This is a genomic window from Streptomyces sp. NPDC029014, from assembly GCF_055564695.1.
In genome coordinates, this window is sequence record NZ_JBVHVT010000034.1 from 18,171 (window position 1) to 37,819 (window position 19,649).

At 75.7% G+C, this 19,649-nt stretch carries 10 protein-coding genes; 6 read left to right on the top strand and 4 right to left on the bottom strand.

Going from position 1 to position 19,649, the window contains the following annotated elements:
- Positions 1–155 precede the first annotated feature (155 nt).
- The 3 genes from ACZ4VL_RS20090 to ACZ4VL_RS20100 all read right to left on the bottom strand — a co-directional run bounded on the left by ACZ4VL_RS20090 (position 156) and on the right by ACZ4VL_RS20100 (position 2,531).
- Positions 156–1,370, bottom strand: coding sequence for a S8 family peptidase (locus ACZ4VL_RS20090; protein ID WP_468201521.1), 1,215 nt, complete (start codon positions 1,368–1,370; stop codon positions 156–158).
- A 325-nt stretch (positions 1,371–1,695) separates the two neighbouring features.
- On the bottom strand, positions 1,696–1,968 hold the full coding sequence (locus ACZ4VL_RS20095) for a barstar family protein (RefSeq protein ID WP_468201524.1): 273 nt from the start codon (positions 1,966–1,968) through the stop codon (positions 1,696–1,698).
- A gap of 215 nt (positions 1,969–2,183) precedes the next feature.
- Positions 2,184–2,531 (bottom strand): hypothetical protein, encoded by a 348-nt coding sequence (locus ACZ4VL_RS20100; protein ID WP_468201527.1) that lies wholly within the window; start codon positions 2,529–2,531, stop codon positions 2,184–2,186.
- A gap of 498 nt (positions 2,532–3,029) precedes the next feature.
- Between ACZ4VL_RS20100 and ACZ4VL_RS20105 the strand changes: the two genes are divergently transcribed.
- On the top strand, positions 3,030–3,929 hold the full coding sequence (locus tag ACZ4VL_RS20105; protein WP_468201530.1) for an NAD-dependent protein deacetylase: 900 nt from the start codon (positions 3,030–3,032) through the stop codon (positions 3,927–3,929).
- Positions 3,930–3,980: 51 nt separating this feature from the next.
- On the opposite strand, the gene ACZ4VL_RS20110 is transcribed toward ACZ4VL_RS20105, so the two are convergent.
- Complete coding sequence (locus tag ACZ4VL_RS20110; RefSeq protein ID WP_468201532.1) at positions 3,981–4,388, bottom strand: hypothetical protein; 408 nt, start codon at positions 4,386–4,388, stop codon at positions 3,981–3,983.
- Between the two features lie 561 nt (positions 4,389–4,949).
- On the opposite strand from ACZ4VL_RS20110, the gene ACZ4VL_RS20115 reads away from it, so the two are divergent.
- The 5 genes from ACZ4VL_RS20115 to ACZ4VL_RS20135 are packed head-to-tail and all read left to right on the top strand — an operon-like array spanning position 4,950 to position 19,620.
- Positions 4,950–12,221 (top strand): SDR family oxidoreductase, encoded by a 7,272-nt coding sequence (locus tag ACZ4VL_RS20115; RefSeq protein ID WP_468201535.1) that lies wholly within the window; start codon positions 4,950–4,952, stop codon positions 12,219–12,221.
- Between the two features lies 1 nt (position 12,222).
- Positions 12,223–17,229 (top strand): type I polyketide synthase, encoded by a 5,007-nt coding sequence (locus ACZ4VL_RS20120; RefSeq protein WP_468201539.1) that lies wholly within the window; start codon positions 12,223–12,225, stop codon positions 17,227–17,229.
- Entirely contained in the window at positions 17,226–17,558 is a 333-nt protein-coding gene (locus ACZ4VL_RS20125) for an acyl carrier protein (RefSeq protein ID WP_468201542.1), read from the top strand. Before ACZ4VL_RS20120 ends, ACZ4VL_RS20125 begins: the two co-directional genes overlap by 4 nt.
- Positions 17,555–18,400 carry an alpha/beta fold hydrolase gene (locus ACZ4VL_RS20130; protein WP_468201544.1) on the top strand — a complete coding sequence of 282 codons (846 nt, stop codon included), beginning with the start codon at positions 17,555–17,557 and terminating at the stop codon, positions 18,398–18,400. The genes ACZ4VL_RS20125 and ACZ4VL_RS20130 overlap by 4 nt, the downstream gene beginning before the upstream one ends.
- Positions 18,397–19,620 (top strand): glycosyltransferase, encoded by a 1,224-nt coding sequence (locus ACZ4VL_RS20135; RefSeq protein ID WP_468201546.1) that lies wholly within the window; start codon positions 18,397–18,399, stop codon positions 19,618–19,620. The genes ACZ4VL_RS20130 and ACZ4VL_RS20135 overlap by 4 nt, the downstream gene beginning before the upstream one ends.
- Positions 19,621–19,649 lie beyond the last annotated feature (29 nt).

The window sequence follows — 19,649 nt, forward strand, 5'->3', positions numbered from 1 at the left end:
GGCTCGGGGCCGAGGGCGAGCAGCTGTTCCGGCTCGGCGTCCTGGTAGCGGTCGGGCGGGCGAAGGCCGCCGCCACGGCCGGGGCCGCCGCACCCCCCTCAGGTGCGGCGGCCCCGGTGCTTGTGCGGGCGGATCAGACCACGTGGGTGATCCGGCTACCGGTCGGACACCTTCAGCAGCTTGTTCGGCGTACCGCTGCTCGGGTTGGTGATCTTCCCCGGGGTCGCGGCCGCGGTGAGCGCTTCCGCGACCTGCGCCGGGGTCGCGTCCTTGTGGCCGGCCAGGTACAGCGCGGCCGCCCCCACGACGTGCGGTGTCGCCATGGACGTACCGGAGATCGTCTTCGTGCCCGTGTCGCTGTCGTTCCAGGTGGAGGTGATGTCCGACCCGGGTGCGTACAGGTCCACGACGGAGCCGAAGTTGGAGAACGACGACTGGGCGTCGGCGGCGGTGCTGGAGGCGACGGTGATCGCCTCCCGGACGCGGGAGGGCGAGCCCTGTCCGGCGTCGCTCGACTCGTTGCCCGCGGCGACCCCGAAGGTGACGCCCGCCGCTATCGCACGGCGCACGGCCTCGTCGAGCGCCTCGTCGGCACCACCACCGAGGCTCATGTTCGCCACGGAGGGGCCGCTGTGGTGCTGCGTCACCCAGTCGATCCCGGCGACGACCTGCTCCGTGCTGCCCGACCCGTTGTCGTCGAGGACGCGGACGGCGACGATCTTCGCCGCCTTCGCCACCCCGTGCGACCGGCCGGCTATGGTCCCGGCGACGTGCGTGCCGTGCCCGTTGCCGTCGTCGGCGCTCTGGTCGTTGTCCACGGCGTCGAAGCCGTGCTCCGCCCGGCCCCCGAAGTCCTTGTGGGAGATGCGGACGCCGGTGTCGATGACGTACGCCGTGACGCCCTCCCCGCCCGCGTCGGGGTAGGTGAACTTCTTGTCCCCCGCCGTCTCCGTCTGATCGATGCGGTCGAGGCCCCAGGACGGCGGGTCGTCCTGGGTGGTGTTGATGGAGAACTTCTTGTTCTGGACGACCTTGGACACCGCCGGGTCGGCCGCGAGGCGCTTGGCTCCGGTCTCGGAGAGCCCGGATGCGGAGAAGCCGTTGACCGCGGACGTGTAGGTGCGCTTGAGTTCACCGCCGTACTTCTTGGCGAGGGCCTGCTTGTCCGCGTTCTGGTCGAGGATGACGATGTAGCTACCGGGAAGTGCTCCCGGGGCGCCGAGCCCGTACACCGTTCCCTCGGCGGGTGCGGTGGCACCGGCGAGGGGCGATAACAGCATGCAGACGCCGGCTGCGGTGGCAACTCCGGTGGCCACGGCCAGGATGCGGAGGCCGCGCGAACGTGCGCGGGCATGCCTGTGAGTTGACATGAAGAGGGTTCTCCTCGTGTTGACGTGTGGGGCGTCAAAGCGTTGTCGTGCAACCCCGTTGGAGCCGAAGGATCTTCTGGGGCTGGTTCGAAACCCTGACCGATTCGCAGAGGCGATTCAAGGCCGCCTGGGCCGTCAGCCGTGTTCGACAAGGTTTCTGAAGGAAATCTCCTCGTCAGCCCCGCGGGACGACCACACTCTTCGAACGACACACACATGTACGCCACTTCACGATGCACTAGCGAAGGCGTGGCGCCGAAGAGCCCGCAGCCGTGGGCAGGTGAGCGGTACGGGCACGCCGAGGGGGCCCGAGTCCCAGTGGGGTTCACCAGGCCGACCCTTCGACTTCCAGGAGCCGGTCGAAGAGCATCCCGTTGCGGCCGCCGGTGGGCAGGGGCTGCTCCGCCAACCGTGTCCTGGCCTCGGCCGAGGAATCCCAGTGCAAGGTGGACGGAACGGTGGCGCCCCAGCGCCCGCCCGGGCAGTCGGCCAGCGCGTCGAGGTTCCGGCCGAAGTATCCGCCGGGCCCGTTGACGGCCTCACCGATCGCGCAGTAGGAACCGTCCCCGTCCACGATGTGCCGACCGTTCCCCGCCATGGCGCGACGGCTGCCTACGTGGTCGACGCTCTTCAGCAGGCCGCACTGGGGCAGACAACGCGTGAGGTGCACTCTACGGGCCCCGCCCTCACCAGGCAGCGGCGTGAACAGCCCTTCGGCCCCGTGAGCGAAGCCCCACGGCCGCGGCCTGTGGTGGGGGCAGGGGTGTGCATGCGCTTCCGGCAGGCACAGGCAGCTGGTCTTCTCGTGGTGTTTTAGCGGTAGATGCGGAGGTCGAATTCCCAGTAGCCGGCATTGCCCCCGGTGTTGGTGTCGTTGACTCCGAAAAGCAACCTGACGGGGAAGGCGCTCGACCACACGTGGCAGCCGCCGAAGGCCGCGGCGTGCACGGGGGCGCCGACCCATCCACCCGGATCGTTGTTGAAGCGCAGGAGCGCGGAGTACTTGCTCAGACCCGGGTAAGGGAACGACGCCGGCGCGGCGACGCCGTTGCCGCCCGGCCCGACCTCGCCGGCGGCTCCCCATCCCGTGGAAACCTTGCTCCGGCTCCCCGAGGTGATGATGGAGAAGACGTCTCCCGGTGCGATGGCGTTCGAGGGCACGGCCTCCGCCGGGAAGCTACCGCCACCGTTGGCCCCGCACCGTGATCGTCGTGTCGACGTCGGGCACCTGGTCCGCCAGGCAACGGTTCATGGCCTCCACCGTGCCGGCCTGCGCGGCCGACTCCGAGGTGGCCACGACGCCACCCGCGAGCAGCAGCGCGACGACGAGGCAGCGTGACGCGGGCGCGACGAGGCCGCGCGCAGGTCGTGACCATGTTCGCCGTACGGAACGGCCCGAGCGCACCAGTGAGTCCCACCCTGCACTCCTCCCCCACAGCACCCCGGCCCGGTCACCGACCGTGCACGCCTGGCGACCGGCACCGGCCGGAGTATCGAACCACCGAGGCGGGTGCAGCGGCAGGTCGCACGCGCCGGCGCGTTGTCGGCGACAGCGCACCAAAGCGGCCGCCCGCCCCTACGGCCGCCCCGCCGCCCGGCAAGGCCGTCCGCGGCGGACGGCGGAAGCGGCGGCGGGGGCCGTTCCGTACCCTGGGCGGCATGCGCATGCGCCCCACGCTGACCTGGACCCCGACCGAGGACCTGCCGCCGAGCACCACGGATCTGGCGCCGGTCGCCGACGCCCTGAGCAGGGGCGGTGTGCTGGTGCTCAGCGGGGCGGGCCTCTCCACGGAGTCGGGCATTCCCGCCTACCGGGGCGAGGGCGGGAGCCTGAGCCGGCACACCCCGATGACCTACCAGGACTTCACCGGCAGTGCCCGGGCGCGACGCCGGTACTGGGCGCGCAGCCACCTCGGCTGGCGTACCTTCGGCGGAGCCCGACCCAATGCCGGTCACCGGGCCGTAGCTGCGTTCGGAAGCGGCGGCCTGCTCTCGGGCGTGATCACCCAGAACGTCGACGGCCTGCACCAGGCCGCCGGCAGCGAGGGCGTCGTGGAGCTCCACGGCAGCCTGGACCGGGTCGTCTGCCTTTCCTGCGGAGCCTTCAGCCCGCGCCGCGAGCTGGCCGAGCGGCTGGAGGAGGCCAATGCGGGCTTCGAGCCGGTAGCCGCCGGAATCAACCCGGACGGCGACGCCGACCTCACCGAGGAACAGGTCGGGGACTTCCGCGCGGTGCCCTGCTCCGGCTGCGGCGGCGTCCTCAAGCCCGATGTGGTGTTCTTCGGCGAAGCCGTTCCGCCGCAGCGGGTCGAGCACTGTCGCGAGCTGGTCCGCGAGGCGGCGTCGCTGCTGGTCCTGGGCTCCTCCCTGACGGTGATGTCCGGGCTCCGGTTCGTGCGCCAGGCAGCCCGGGCCGGGAAGCCGGTGCTGATCGTCAACCGGGACCCGACGCGCGGCGACCCGCACGCCCTCACCCGGGTCGCGCTCCCCCTGGGCACTGCCCTCACCACCGTCGCCGACCGACTGGACATCCCGGTCGACGGCCGGTCTGCGGCCTGAGCCGGTTCGGCTCAGGCGCCTTCAGGCCCGTACGCGTGCCCGGGGGCCCTTTCAGTCGACCTGCTCGCGCACGTAGTCGTCGGTGAGGAGGTCGCACGTGCACCAGTCGCCGTCGCACGGACTGCCGTGTTCCGCGCCGTAGGGGCCGAGTCCGGCCATGAGGCGGAGGACCTCGGCGCGTTCGGGTGCGGTGAGCACGGGCAGCGAGGGGTTGGACAGCTGCTGCCAGTCGGCCAGGTCGTCGTTCGCGTCGGCGACGCAGCGGCCGTCGACGAAGAGGGTGTGGAGCGGGTGCTCGGGGAAGTCGTTGAGCCGCAGGACCCACCAGCGCCCTTCGACCCGCGCCGCATGGGGGAAGACGTTTGAGCCCGTGGCGTGCCAGGTGGTTCCCGGGGGGAGTGGGAGGGGGATCTCCCCCGCCCCAGCGGGTCCGGTCGTCGCGGTCCGTTCGTTGGTCATGCGGCCCATCCTGCAAGCTCCACGGCCGTCAGGTCCAGGTCAAGGCCGGTGCCGTGCCGTGCCGTGCAGTGCAGTGCAGTGCAGTGCAGTGCAGTGCAGTGCAGGGGCGGACGAGCTGCCCGGAACAGGTGCATTCGTGCGCCCCGGCGGGAAGTGGTCGGTTCTGCAGTCGGGGCGGATTCCGCCGACTCGATTCGGACATCCACGGATAGCGCCCCGATCACGTTCGGGCGCTACTGACCAGTACTTTCCGGCTCTTCGGCGTACGCGGCGCGACGACGCATTCGCGCCGTTCGTTTTTACGGGACGCATCACGGGCCGTCCCCCTGGCGAGCATCCGCCGTGGCCGGCCGGGGCTCCACCTCTGATGGCCGGTTCGGCAGCGTCGGGTTCGGATCAGCGACTGAGCGTTGACCCTTCAGTAACTTGGCGCTAGTTTCGCCTCGTTCACCGAAAGGCCCTAATTCCCGTTCCGGGCCAGCGCGACCTTGTGCCTTCCCGCGGCCTTAGTCATGGCCGAAATTCCCCCACCGGGCAACGCCATCGCACATTCGGAGAATTATGACGTCGGTAGTGCAAGTCATCGGACTGACCCCTTTCGGCGAACCCGACTCCCGCCTCGCGGCCGCTGTCACGCGCGGCGGCGGCCTGGGCGTCCTGGACCTCGGATCCGGTGACCGGGCCGCCCGCGACGCCCTCGGCGAACTGCGGCGCTGGCTCCCCGGCCGGTACGGGGTGCGGATCGGGCCGCAGTGCCGATTACGCCCCGGCGACCTGGCCGGACTGCTCGGCGGGGCCGGCGGGCCCCGTACCGTGCTGCTCGGCGTCGGGGCGGCCACGCGGTCCGGCGACCTGCCGTCCGGCGCGCACGGCGTACGCGTGCTGGCCGAGGTCACCGATCTGGCGGAGGCCCGGGCCGCCCTGGACGACGGCGCGCACGGCCTGATCGCCCGGGGCAACGAGTGCGGCGGCCGGATCGGCGAGCTGAGCACCTTCGTCCTGCTGCAGCAGCTCCTCGACGCCACCGGCCCCGCCGGGCCCCCGGTGTGGGCCTGCGGGGGCATGGCGCCCGGCACGGCCGCGGCCGCCGTCGCCGGCGGCGCCGCGGGAGTGGTGCTCGACACCCAGCTGGCGCTCCTCGCGGAGTCGACGCTCCCCGCGGCCGTCGCGGCCGTCGTGCGGTCGATGGACGGCTCCGAGACCACCGTGCTGGGCCGCCACCGTTTCCTGCACCGCCGCGGGCCCGGGGCCCCGCCGGTCACGGCGCTGCCCGACGACCCGGACCGGATCACGGAGCTGCTCGGCGGGCGCGGCCCGGGCACCGGGCTGCTGCCGGTCGGGCAGGACGCCTTCCTCGCCGCCCGCTTCGCCGACCGCCACCGGGACGCCGCCGGCGCCGTCCGCGCCGTCACCGAAGCGATCCGGGCCGCGACCGACGACGACACCGCCACCCGCAGCCTGGGCGCCGGGTCCCCCATGAGCCGGGCGCTCGGCACCGCGCTGCCCCTCGCCCAGGGGCCCATGACCCGGGTCAGCGACGGGGCGGACTTCGCCCGCGCGGTCTGCGACGGCGGAGCCCTGCCCTTCCTCGCCCTGGCGCTCGCCGGCCGGGAACAGGCCGACGCGCTGCTCGCCGAGGCGGCCGCGGCGCTCGCCGGCCGCCCCTGGGGGGTGGGGATCCTCGGCTTCGCGCCGGAGGAGACCCGTGCCGCGCAGCTCGAAGCGGTGCGCGCGCACCGGCCCGGCCACGCCGTCATCGCCGGGGGCCGGCCCTCGCAGGCCCGGGCCCTGGAGGCCGACGGCATCCGCACCTTCCTGCACGTCCCCTCTCCCGGACTGCTGCGCCAGTACCTCGGCGAGGGCGCGCGCCGGTTCGTCTTCGAGGGCGCCGAATGCGGGGGACACGTCGGCCCGCGCAACAGCTTCCCGCTGTGGGAGGCACAGATCGACGTCCTGCGCGAGCACCTGGCGGAGGATCCCGGCGCCGCACCGGATATCGAGGTGTTCTTCGCCGGCGGTGTCCACGACGCCCGCTCCGCCGCCATGGTGGCGGTCCTGGCCGCGCCGCTCACCGCCCTCGGGTGTGCGGTGGGCACGCTGATGGGCACCGCCTACCTGTTCACCCGGGAGGCCGTCGCCCACGGCGCCGTACGCCCCCTGTTCCAGCGGCAGGTGCTGGCCGCCGAGGGCACCGCGCTGCTGCACACGGCACCCGGGCACGCCACTCGGTGCGTGCCGAGCCCGTTCAGCGAGGGGTTCCGGGACCTCGCGGCGAGCCTGCGCGCGGAGGGTGTTCCCGACCGCGAGGCGTGGGAGCGGCTGGAGCGGCTGAACGTCGGCCGGCTGCGGCTGGCGAGCAAGGGCGTCGTGCGCACCGCGAGCGGCGCCCTGGCCGCGGTGGACGAGGACCGGCAGTACGCCGAGGGGATGTTCATGGCCGGTCAGGTGGCGGTGCTCCGGGACGCCGCCACGACCGTCGCGGCGCTGCACGCGTCCGTCACCGACGGGGCCGTCGCCTTCCTCGACCGGCGGCGCGCCGTCCTGCGGGCCGGGCAGGACCCGGTCCCCGCCGGGGCCGACGCCCCGGCACCGGCTCCCCTGGACGTGGCCGTCATCGGCATGGCCGGCATGTTCCCCCAGGCTCCGGACCTCGCGGCGTTCTGGGCGCAGGTGCTGGACGGCCGGGACGCCGTCACCGAAGTGCCGGCGGAGCGCTGGGATCCCGACGTGCACTGCTCCCCCGGCCCGGACGGCACCGGCCCGGCCAGCGCGTCCCGATGGGGCGGGTTCCTGCCGCGCATCCCCTTCGACCCCCTGCGCTACGGCATCCCGCCGGCGTCCCTGGGCAGCATCGAGCCGGTGCAACTGCTCGCGCTCGAGGCGTCCCGGCGCGCCCTGGAGGACGCCGGCTACGGTGAGGACGGCCGCACCTTCGACCGCTCGCGGACCGGGGTGGTGTTCGGCGCCGAGGCCGGCAGCGACCTGTCCAACGCCACCACGCTGCGGACCGTGCTGCCCTCCTACTACGGGCACGTGCCCGCCGGGCTGGACGAACAGCTGCCCCGGCTCACCGAGGACGCCTTCCCCGGCCTGCTCGCCAACGTGGTCGCCGGCCGGGTCGCCAACCGCCTGGACCTGCGCGGCCCCAACTACACGGTGGACGCCGCCTGCGCCTCCTCGCTGGCGGCCGTGGACGTCGCGTGCAAGGAGCTCGTCATCGGCACCAGCGACGTGATGCTGTGCGGCGGCGCGGACCTGCACAACGGCATCAACGACTACGCCCTCTTCACCTCGGTGCACGCACTGTCGCCGACCGGCCGCTCCCGGGCCTTCGACTCCGCCGCCGACGGCATCGCCCTCGGCGAGGGCGTCGCCTGCATCGTCCTCAAGCGCCTCGCGGACGCCGAACGGGACGGGGACCGGATCTACGGGGTGATCAAGGGAGTCGGCGCCTCCAGCGACGGGCGTTCCCTCGGGCTGACCGCGCCCCGACCCGAGGGCCAGCGCGCCGCACTGGAACGGGCGTACCGGGGTGCCGGCGTCTCCCCCGCCGAGGTCGGTCTGGTCGAGGCGCACGGCACCGGGACCGTGGTCGGCGACCGCACCGAACTGGGCGTGCTGACGGAGGTCTTCGACGAGGCGGGCGCCCTCGCCGGGAGCTGTGTGCTGGGCTCGGTGAAATCGCAGATCGGGCACACGAAGTGCGCGGCGGGGCTGGCCGGGCTCATCAAGACCGTACTGGCCCTGTACACCGGCGTCCGGCCGCCCACCCTGCACCTGGAGAGACCGAACCCGGCCTGGAGGTCCGGCGCCAGCCCCTTCGTCTTCCACCGGGAGGCACTGCCGTGGCCGGTCGCCCCGGGGCGGCGGTACGCGGGCGTGAGCGCGTTCGGTTTCGGCGGCACCAACTTCCACGCGGTGCTGGCCGCCCACGGCGGGGACGGGCCGCCGCCGGAGCACGCCCGGGACGAGTGGCCGGCCGAACTGTTCCTGTTCCGGGGGACCGACCCGGCGGCCGCCCGGCGGGCCGCGGCACAGTTGCTGGACCCGGCGGACGCGGCCGCCCGCGGCGACGCCCCGTGGCGGCTGCGCGACCTGGCCGCGACCGCGTCCTTCCGCGCGGCGCGGGCCCGCGGGCCCGTCCGGATCGCCTTCGTCGCCCGGGACACCGATGGCCTCTGCCGCCTGCTGCGGGCAGCGGTGGAGGAGGGCCGCGGGGCGGATGCGGGGCCGGCGGCGGCGTCGATGCCGACCGGCACCGCACGTGACGTGTACCGGGCGGCCGAGGGGGGTGCGGAGGGCGAGGGGATCGGACGTACGGTCTTCCTCTTCCCCGGGCAGGGCAGTCAGCGGCCCGGGATGTCCGCCCATCTCTTCACCGCCTTCCCCGGCCTCGGCCGGCTGCTCGGCGCCGTCCCGGAGGCGGAAGCGGAAGCGGGCACGGATTGGGGGACGGGCGCGGCCATGACCGCGGACGCGGACGCGCGCGGCCGGGCCGTCGGCGCGTTGTACCCGCCCGCCGCGTTCGACGACGCCGCCCTGGAGGAGTCGCGGCGGGCCCTCACGGACACCCGGGCGGCGCAGCCGGCCCTGGGCATGGTGGAGCTGGCGGCGTACGAACTGCTCGGCCGCTGCGGGATCCGGCCCGACATGGCGGCCGGCCACAGCTACGGCGAACTGGTCGCGCTGTGCGCCGCGGGGGTCATCGACGCCGAGTCGCTGCCGCGGCTGAGCTCCGCCCGCGCCGCGGCCATCCTCGACGCGGCCGGCGACGACCCCGGGGCCATGGCGGCGGTGGCCGCCGCACCGGAGGACATCGGGCGGGTGCTGGGCGGCCCACCGCTACCGGACGGGCTGGTCGTCGCCAACCACAACGCGCCGCGGCAGAGCGTCCTGTCGGGCCCGACCGGCGCGGTCGAGGCGGCGGTGCGCGGGCTGCGGGACGCCGGGCTGGCGGTGAAGCGGCTGCCGGTGGCCTGCGCCTTCCACAGCCCGGTCGTGGCCGCGGCCGGACCCGCCTTCGGCCGGATCCTGGCGGAGTTCCCGCTGCGGGAGCCGGAGTTCGAGGTGTGGGCCAACCGCACCGCCCTCCGCTACGGGACCGGCGCCGAGGCGGTGCGCGCGGAGCTCGCCGCTCAGATCGGGGCGCCGGTGCGGTTCGCGGCGCAGATCGAGGCGATGTACGGCGCCGGGGCCCGGACCTTCGTCGAGGTCGGCCCCGGCCGGGTGCTGACCCGGCTCGTCGCGGACGTCCTCGGTGACCGGCCGCACCGGGTGGTCGCCTTGGAACCGAGCACCGACAGCGGTCTGGCGGGTTTCCTCGACGCCGTCGCCCGACTGGCGGCCGCCGGACTGCCGGTGGCCGACGACTGGATGTTCCGGGGGCGGGACGCCGTCGACATCGACCGGGCCTCCGCCCCGCGCACGCCCGGCTGGACGGTGGACGGACACCTCGTCCGGACCGCGTCCGGCGAGCCGCTCCCCGGCGCCCTCGCGCCGGCCCGACGAGTCGTGGAGGCACCCGTGTCGACGAACCCCGGTGAGGAGGCTGCTTCCGACGCACAGGACATGCTGGTCGCCGAGTTCCTGCGCAGCAGCCGGGAGATGATCGCCGCGCAGCGCGACGTGCTGCTGGCGTACTTCGGCGGCGTGCCGGAGAGGCCGGTCCCCGGCCCCGCCGCGCCGACGCCCGTGGCCGTGCCCGGGCTCGTGCCCGTACCCGAGTACGGGCCCGGGTGGACGGTCGGCACCGGCGCACCGGGCCCCGCGGCGTCCGGAGCCCCCGGGGCGCCCGTACAGGGTGGCGGTGCGCCGGATGCCGGCACGCCCCCGCCGCAGTCCGGGGAGTTCTCCGAGGAAACGGTTCTGCGGGCGGTCCTGGAACTGATCAGCAAACGCACCGGCTACCCCTCGGACATGGTCGAACCGGAACTCGACCTGGAAGCCGACCTGAGCGTGGACTCCATCAAGCGCGCCGAGATCGCGGGAGAGCTGGCCCGCCGCCTCGGCACCTCGGCCGGCGGCCCCGCACCCGCCGCGCTGGACGACGCGGAACTGGAGGAGCTGACGCGGGCGCGGACCGCCTCCGCGATCACCCGATGGCTCGTGGCCCACGCAACGGCCTCCCACACCTCCACCGCATCAACGACATCCGACGCCACCGACGCCACCGCCGGACCGCAGGTCCCGCAGGTCCCGCAGGTCCCGCAGCCCGAGACCGCGGTCGCCGCAGCCGTACCGGACACCGGCGCGCCGGACGATCGGGGTGCAGCGGCCGACCCTGCCGGCCCCAGGCCGCCCGACGGGACTGCGGGGCCCGACGGCCCGGCGGAGCCGGTCGTGGCCGCCCCCCGCCGGTACCGGGTGGTACGGGCCCGGCTGACGAGCACCGCCGGCGGCACGACGGCGGACCTCGCCGGCACCCGGTGGGTGCTCCTCGGCGACGGTTCCGGGGCCTGGCGCGGCGCCGCCGCGGAACTGCGGGAACTGCTGACCGCGCGCGGCGCGCAGGCGCTGCTCACGGACTCCCCCCCGACCGCGCCGGCGGACGGCCCTGCGGACGGCGTCGTCGTGCTGAGCGCGCTGGGCGGGAGCGGCGGTGCACCGTTCCTCCCGGCCGGCTTCCCCGTCGTACGGGCCGCGCTGCGCGGCGCCCCGCGGCGCCTGCTGGTCGTCCGGGAGGCGGGGTACGGGATGCGGGCGGCCGGGACGGACGGGCTGCTGCGGTCCGCCGCCCGCGAGTACCCGGACGTCGCGGTGCGCTGCCTCGCGCTCGATCCCGGTGGGCTGCCCGGTCCGGCGGCGGCCGCGCAGGCCCTGCTGGAGGAGTTGCTCGTGGGCGGCAGCGAGCCCGTGGTCGTGCGCACGCCGGCCGGACGGTTCGCGCCGGTGCTCGTCGAGGCGCCGCTCGGCCCGCTCGCCGGTACCGGCGCGGGGCCGGCCGGCGAGGGCGCCGCCGAGGCGGAGGCGCTGGGGCTGGACCGTGACGGCGTCGTGGTCGTCGTGGGCGGGGCCCGCGGGATCACCGCGCGGTGCGTGACCGTGCTGGCGGCCGCCGCCCGTTGCCGGATCGAGCTCCTCGGCCGCACCCCGGCGCCCACCGGGCCCGAGGACCCGGTGACCGCCGCCGCGCGCGACCGCACCGCCCTGAGGGGCCTGCTCGCGCGTACCGGCCGCTACGACTCGCCCGCGGCCGTCGACGGCGCCGCCGACCTGATCCTGGCCCAGCGCGAGATCACCGCGACGCTGGACGCCGTACGGGCGGCCGGCGGCCGGGCCCGGTACCGCAGCGCCGACTGCCGGGACGCGGCCGCCGTGCTCCAGGCGCTCAAGGAGATCCACTCCGAGCACGGCCGCATCGACGGGGTGGTCCACGCCGCCGGAGTCATCGAGGACCAGCTGATCGAGGACAAGTCGGAGGAGTCCTTCCGCCGCGTCCTCGGCACCAAGACGCAGGGTGCGGCCGCGCTCCTCGCGGCGGTCGAGGAGCTGCCGCAGGCCGAGCACCTGTCGTTCGTCGTGCTGTTCGGCAGCATCGCGGCCGTCCTCGGCAACCGCGGCCAGGCCGACTATGCGGCGGCCAACGACGCGCTGGAGGCGTACGGCGCCGCGTGGGCGGCCCGGACCGGGCGGCGCGCGCTGACCGTGCACTGGGGTCCGTGGGCCCCTTCCGAGGACCACAGCGGCATGGTCGGCCCGGAGCTGGCCCGGCACTACGCCCGGCGCGGGCTCCGGCTGATCGATCCGGAGGAGGGAGCCCTGGCCCTGCTGCGGGAGCTGGCCTGGGCTGACCCTGCGGAGCGGGCCGTCGTCCTGACCGCCTCGGAGTGGTGACGTGACCCGCCGTCCGTACGGGTCCGGCGGCCCGGCCGTGCCCGTCGCCATCACCGGTATGGCCGTGCTGCTGCCGGGCGCACCCGACCTGGCCGCGTACTGGCACAACCTGAGAGCGGGCGTCGACGTCATCGGCGAGGTCCCGCCCGGGCGCTGGGACGCCGCCTACTACCGCCCGGGCAGCGCACCGGAGCCGGCGGCGGCCGACCGGGTGTACTGCCGGCGCGGCGGGTTCGTGGACGCCGTCGCGGAGGTGGACGTCACCCGCTGGGGCGTCATGCCGTCCTCGGTGCCCGGCACCGAACCGGACCAGCTGATCGCGCTGCACGTGGCGGCGAACGCACTGGCCGACGCCGGCGGCACCGACCGGCTGCCCGACCGCGACCGCGTCGGGATCGTCCTCGGCCGCGGCGGCTACCTCACCCCCGGCCTGGTCCGCCTCGACCAGCGCGTCCGTACCGCCCGCCAGCTGGTGCACACCCTCGGCGAGCTGGTGCCGGGCCTGGACCCGGGGCAACTGGAGCGGGTGCGGGAGGCGTTCACCGCACGGCTGGGCCCCGACCGGCCGGAGGACGCCATCGGGCTGGTGCCCAACCTCGCCGCCTCCCGCGTCGCCAACCGCCTGGACCTGCGGGGTCCCGCGTACACGGTCGACGCCGCGTGCGCGTCGTCGCTGCTGGCCGTGGACCAGGCGGTCGCCGCGCTGGCCGCCGGCCGGTGCGACGTGATGCTGGCCGGGGGCGTGCACCACTGCCACGACATCACGCTGTGGAGCGTCTTCTCGCAGCTGCGCGCCCTCTCCCCCAGCGAGCGGATCCGCCCGTTCCACCGCGGCGCCGACGGGCTCCTCATCGGTGAGGGCACCGGCGTGGTGGTGCTCAAACGCCTCACCGACGCGGAACGCGACGGCGACCGGGTCTACGCCGTGATCCGCGGGACCGGGATCAGCAGCGACGGCCGCACGTCGGGCCTGGTGAACCCCGATCCGGCCGGGCAGGCACGAGCGGTCCGGGCGGCCTGGCGGGCCGCCGGCCTGGACCCGGCGGCGCCCGGCTCGCTGGGGCTGCTGGAGGCGCACGGTACGGCCACCCCGGCCGGTGACGCCGCCGAACTGGCCACCGTACGCGAGGTGTTCGGCCCGGCGGAGCCCGGCGGGCCGGGGCAGCGGCCCGTCATCGGGTCGGTGAAGTCCATGATCGGGCACGCCATGCCCGCCGCGGGGGTCGCCGGGCTCGTCAAGGCGGCGCTCGCCGTCCACCACGGCGTGCTGCTGCCCACGCTGCACTGCGACGACCCGCATCCGGCGTTGGCCGACACCCGCTTCCGGCCGCTCGCCCAGGCGGCCGCCTGGGAGGTCGGGCCGGACGGGGGGCCGCGTCGGGCGGCGGTCAACGCGTTCGGGTTCGGCGGGATCAACGCGCACGTCGTCCTCGAACAGGCCCCGCACGGCGCGGGAGCCGCGGCGGTGGCCGTCCCCGCTCCGCCCGCGCCGCACGGCCGGGCCGTGGTCGACGAGCCGGAGCCGGTACTGCTCCTGGCCGCCGCGACGCCCGACGCCCTGGCCGACCTCCTGGAGGAACGGGGGACGACGTCGGCGTGGGCCGGCGGGGCTCCGGCCGACGCCGGGGCCGGGCCGGTACGGCTGGGCATCGTCGGCCCCACCCCGAAGCGGCTCGCCCTGGCCCGGCGGGCCGTCGCCCAGGGCGAGCCGTGGCACGGGCGCGGCGACGTGTGGTTCCGGCCGTACCCGCTGCTCGTTGCGGGCGTCGGCGTCGGGCGCACCGGCGGCGGCATCGCCGTCGACGCCGGGGGCGGTAGGACGGTCTTCCTCTTCCCCGGCCTGGAGGCCGATTTCGCGCCCCGGGTCGACGAGGTGGCCGACCGGTTCGGCCTGCCCCGACCGCCGACGGCTCCCGGGGCCACCCCGAGCGGCAGGCCGGGCGGACCTGGCGGGGCGGGACCGCTGGGTGTGCACGGCCTCGGCGTCGTCGCCGTCGGCCGCCTCCTGGACACCGCGCTCCGCCGGATCGGCGTCGTCCCGGACGCGGTCGCCGGGCACAGCGTCGGTGAGTGGACGGCGATGGCCGCGGGCGGGCTGTACGAGGAGGAGGCGGTGGACGCGTTCATGGCCGCCCTGGACCCCGCCACGGTCGAGGCCGCCGACCTGGCGTACGCGGCCGTCGGCGCACACGCCGACACGGTGGCCGGACGGCTGGCCGCCGGAGACCACCCGGGGGTGGTCGTCTCGCACGACAACGCGCCCCACCAGTGCATGGTGTGCGGACCGCCCGCAGCGGTGGAACGGTTCGCCGCCGCGCTGCGCGCCGAGGGCGTGCTCGTGCGCACCCTGCCGTTCCGCTCCGGCTTCCACACCCCGATGCTCGCGCCCTTCCTCGGGCCCTTCCGGGAGGCTGCCGAACGGCTGCCGCTGCGCACCCCGCACACCCCCGTCTGGTCCGGCACCACGGGGGCGCCGTTCCCGGTCGAGGAGGCGGGGATCCGGGAGCTGTTCGTGCGCCACCTGCTGGAGCCGGTCCGCTTCCGGCTGCTGACCGAGGCGCTGTACGGGGCGGGGTTCCGCGTCTTCGTCCAGGCGGGGCCCGGGCAACTCGGCTCCCTCGTGGGGGACTCGCTGGCCGGGCGGGACCATCTGGTGGTCGCCGCCGACTCCCCGCGGCGCGGGGGTCTGGCCCAGCTCCGGCGGGTGGCCACCGCCCTGTGGACCGCGGGCGCCGCCACCGGACCGCAGGCCGTGGACGCACCGCCCGGATCCGGGCGCGCCGCACAGCTTGGCTCCGTCCGCTCCGCCGGCTCCCTCGGCTCCCTCGGCTCCCTCGGCTCCGGCGCTCTCCCGGTCGGGCGTCCGGTCCGGCTGGATCTGAGCGGCGCGCTCGTGACCCTGCCGCGCTCGGTCCGGCCCTCGCTGCCCCCGCGCCCCTCCCCAGCCGCCGTGCCCGCAGCGCCTCCACCCCCGGACGCCGCGCGCCCGGTGGCCGCCGTGCCTGACGCCGTGCCCGGCCCCCTGTCGGCTACCGGCGGACCCGTGGCGGCGGAGTTGTCGGCACTGCTGCACGAGACCGCGCAGGCCGCGCAGGCCGCCGCCGCGCTGCTCACCGCGGCCCGGCCGGCCGCGCCCGTACGCCGTCCGGCACCGGTGCCCGCCGGGCGGCCGGTCCGTAGCCCGCTGCCCGCCGCTCGGGGCCGGCGGCCCGAAGCACCCGCCGGGCCGCCCGGGCCGCCGGCCGCTGCGGCCGCAGCGCGCTCCGGCGCCGACGGCTCCGGCGCCGACGGCTCCGGTGCCGTCCGGCGCGAGACGGTGCGGGTCTCCGTGGAGACCATGCCGTACCTGTTGGACCACTGCTTCTTCCCGCAACGCGCGGACTGGCCGGACGTCGCGGACCGGTGGCCGGTGGTGCCGGCGACGACGATCGTGGCGCACATGATGGAGGCGGCGAAGCGTGCCGTACCGGGACAGGTGGCCGTGGCGGTGCACGACGTCGGCTTCGACCGGTGGCTGACGGCGGCCGAGCCGGTGGACGTCCAGGTGACCGTCGCCCCGCACGGGCCGGGCCGGGTCGCGGTGTCGTTCGGCCCGCAGGCGCGCGCCGTCGTGGAGCTGGCCGCCCGTCACCCCGCGGCGCCGGAGCCGCCCGTACCACCGGACCCCGCTTCCGAGCGGATGCCCGACCACACCGCCGAGCAGGTCTACCGCGAGCGCTGGATGTTCCACGGCCCGGCCTACCAGGGGATGGGCCGGCTCACCGCCATCGGCGACCGGCACGTGCGCGCCACCCTCAGGACGCCGGCCGCGCCGGGCGCGCTGCTGGACAACGTCGGCCAGGTCCTCGGCTACTGGATCATGTCGAGCCGCACCGACCGGACCGTGGTCTTCCCCGTGCGGATGCGGCACATGCGCTTCTTCGGCCCCTCCCCCCGGCTCGGCACGGAGGTGGAGTGCCTCGTCCGCATCACCTCCCTCACGGAGACGGTCCTGGAGGCCGACGCGGTGCTCACCGTGGCGGGCAGGGTGTGGGCGGAGCTGACCGGTTGGCAGGACCGCCGCTTCGACAACGACCCGCACACCCGGCCGGTGGAACGTTTCCCCGACCGCAACACGCTCTCGGTGACCGGGCCCGGCGGCTGGTCGCTGGTGTTCGAGCGCTGGCCCGACCTGGCCTCCCGCGAATTGATCATGCGTAATGCGCTGGGCGGCCCGGAGCGCGCCGCCTACGCCGCCCGGCCGCCGCGCGGGCGCCGGCAGTGGCTGCTGGGCCGGATCGCCGCGAAGGACGCCGTACGCCGTCTGCTGTGGGACGCCGGTGAGGGGCCCGTCTTCCCCGCCGAACTCCTCGTGGACAACGAGCCGTCGGGACGGCCCCGGGTGACCGGGCGGCACGGCCGTGCGCTGCCGCCGCTGGAGGTGTCGCTGGCGCACAGCGCCGAGGCGGGCGTCGCGCTCGCGCGCGCCGGACGTCCGCCCGGGTCTCCGGAGCCACCGGAGCCGTCGGGGCCGCCGGGGCCGTCGTCGGCCGCGTACGGTGCCCGGGCGGGCGGCCGGGCGGGACCCGGCATCGACATCGAGGAGATCGCCGTGCCGGCCGCGGCGACCGTGGACACCGTGCTCGGACCGGAAGAGCGCACCCTCCTGACGGCTTGTCAGGCGGATACCGAGGAGGCACCCGACGTGTGGTTCACCCGCTTCTGGGCGGCCAAGGAGGCAGTCGCCAAGGCGGAGGGCACCGGCTTCGCGGGCCGCCCCAAGGACTTCGAGGTGACGGCCGCCGACCCGGACCGGTTGACGGTCCGCGTCCGCCGGCCGGACGCGTCACAGACCCCGGAGGGACCGCACGTGCCGGGGGTCCCGGCCCGCGTGTACCGGGTGGGCTGCGCACGGGTCGCCAATCCGCCCGGACTGCCGCCGCGCGCGTACGTCGTGGCGTGGACGAACGGCCCGGACCCGGAACCGCCGGGTACGGGCGCCGACCGTGACGAGGGGAGCGAGTCGTGACGACCAGCCGGCCCGGCACGTCCGAGGGCGCCGACGAGGAGGAGGTGCTCGCCGAGCTGACCTCCATGATCCGACAGGTACTGGACGGATACGAGTGGGAAGAGGGCGAGGTCACCATGCGGACCCGCTTCGGGAGCGACCTGGAACTCGAGAGCATCGACCTGGTGACGCTCGCCGGACTGCTGGAGGAGCGCTACGGCCGCTCGGTGAACTTCGCCGAGTTCGTCGCCGGCATGGACCTGGAGGAGATCATCGAGCTGAACGTGGGCCGGCTCGTCGAGCACATCTGCCTGTGCCTGAAGGCCGCGGACGGGACCCACCCGCGATGACCTTCCTCGACACCGGCCGGGTCCGGCTGCACGTCCAGCGCCTCGCGCCCGCGGACACCGGCCCGGCGCGGGCGACCGTGGTCCTGGTCCACGGCCTGCTCACCGACAGCCTCGCCAGCTACTACTTCACCGTGGCCCCGGCGCTCGCCGCCGCCGGCCTCGACGTGGTCATGTACGACCAGCGGGGCCACGGCCGCAGCGCACGGCCCCCGTCCGGATACGGCCTCGACGACGCCACCGGCGACCTGGACGCCCTGCTCACCGGCCTCGCGGTGTCCGGACCGGTGCACCTGGTGGGCAACTCGTACGGTGGCACGGTCGCCTTCGCCTACGCACGGCGCCGCCCGGAGCGGGTGGCGAGCCTGGTCGTCGTCGAGTCGGAACCCGCCACCGCCGCCTGGGCGGTCAAGCTGGCCGGGCTGCTGGAGCGGGTCCGCCACGAGATGAGCGCCAACGAGAACGCCGCCCTCGACTGGATCGCCGCCCACCACGGCGGCCACACCGCCCGCCTGGCGAAGTCGGCCGGGCGGCTGGTGCGGGACACGACCATCGCCCGGGACATCCCGGCCAGCCCCGTGCTCGACGACGCACTGGTCCGCACCATCCGCTGCCCCGTCCTCGCGCTCTACGGCGCCGACTCCGACCTGGCCGAACAGGCGCCCCGGCTGCGCGCGCTGCTGCCGCACTGCACCACCGAACTGGTGCCGGGCCTGCACCACTCGGTGCTGGTGGAAGCGCCCGGTCGGGTACGGGACGCGATCTTGGACTGGGTCGGCCGCCACGGGCCGGCCCGGGTGCTGGGGGAACCGGTCGCGGCCGGGCCGGAGGTGGCCGCCCGGTGAGCTCCTTCCTGTTCGTCGTGCCGCCGCTGGTCGGGCACGTCAACCCGGTCGTCGGCGTGGCGTCCGCGCTCGCCGCCCGCGGACACCGGGTGGCCTGGGCCGGTGAGCCCGCGCTGATCCGCCGCCTGGCCGGACCGGACGCGGTGGTCCATCCGTGCCCCCCGGACAAGCCCGAGGGGCCGGGCGAGGGCCCGGGCGCGGGCGCGGCCGATGCCGTCCGCCCGCCGGACCTGCGCGGTCCCGCGGCGCTGCGCTTCCTGTGGGAGCGCTTCCTGGTCCCGCTCGCCGAGGCCATGGCGCCGGGCGTGCGGGAGGCGGTCGAGGTGTTCCGGCCGGACGTGGTCGTCGCCGACCAGCAGGCGCTCGCCGGGGCCCTGGTGGCCGAGGACCTGGGACTGCGGTGGGCCACGTCGGCGACGACCTCGGCGGAGTTCGCGGACGCCCTCGCCTCGATGCCGCGGGTCGCCGCCTGGAACGACACGCTGATCGGCGGCCTGCGCGAACGGATCGGGCATCCGGGCGGCACCTGCGACCCCCGGTTCTCCCCGTACCTCGTCCTCGCCTTCAGCACCCCCGAACTGGCCGGGCCCGCCCTGCGCGGCGGCGACCGCGTCTGCTGGGTCGGCCCGTCACTGGCCGCCCGGCCACGCCCCGCCGCGTTCCCCTGGCACCGGCTCGATGCCGGCCGGGCCCTGGTCCTGGTGACGCTGGGGACCGCGAACGCCGCTGCCGGCCGGCGTTTCCTCACCGAGGCGGCGAGCGCGGTACGGACCCGGGCCGCACGGGTGCAGGCCGTGGTGGCCGACCCGGACGGGGTGCTCGGCGAGCGGGCCGGCGAGCGGGCCTGCGATCCGGACGTCATCGCGCTGCCCCACGTCCCGCAGCTCGACCTGTTGGAGCGCGCCGCCGCGGTGGTCTGCCACGCGGGCCACAACACCGTGTGCGAGGCCCTGTGGTACGGGGTGCCCCTGGTCGTGGCGCCCATCCGCGACGACCAGCCGGTGATCGCCGCCCAGGTGGCGGCCGCCGGAGCGGGGGTCCGGATCCGCTTCGGCCGGGCCGGCGCCGCGGCCATCGGCACGGCGCTGGACACCGTACTCGACGAGCCCCGGGTCCGGGCGGCGGCCGCCGAGGTCTCCGCCTCCTTCCGCGCGGCGGGGGGCACGACCGCGGCCGCGGACCATCTCGAACGGCTGGCACGGCAGGAGGACCCCGTATGAGCTCCGCACCCCGCACGGACGGCACGCAC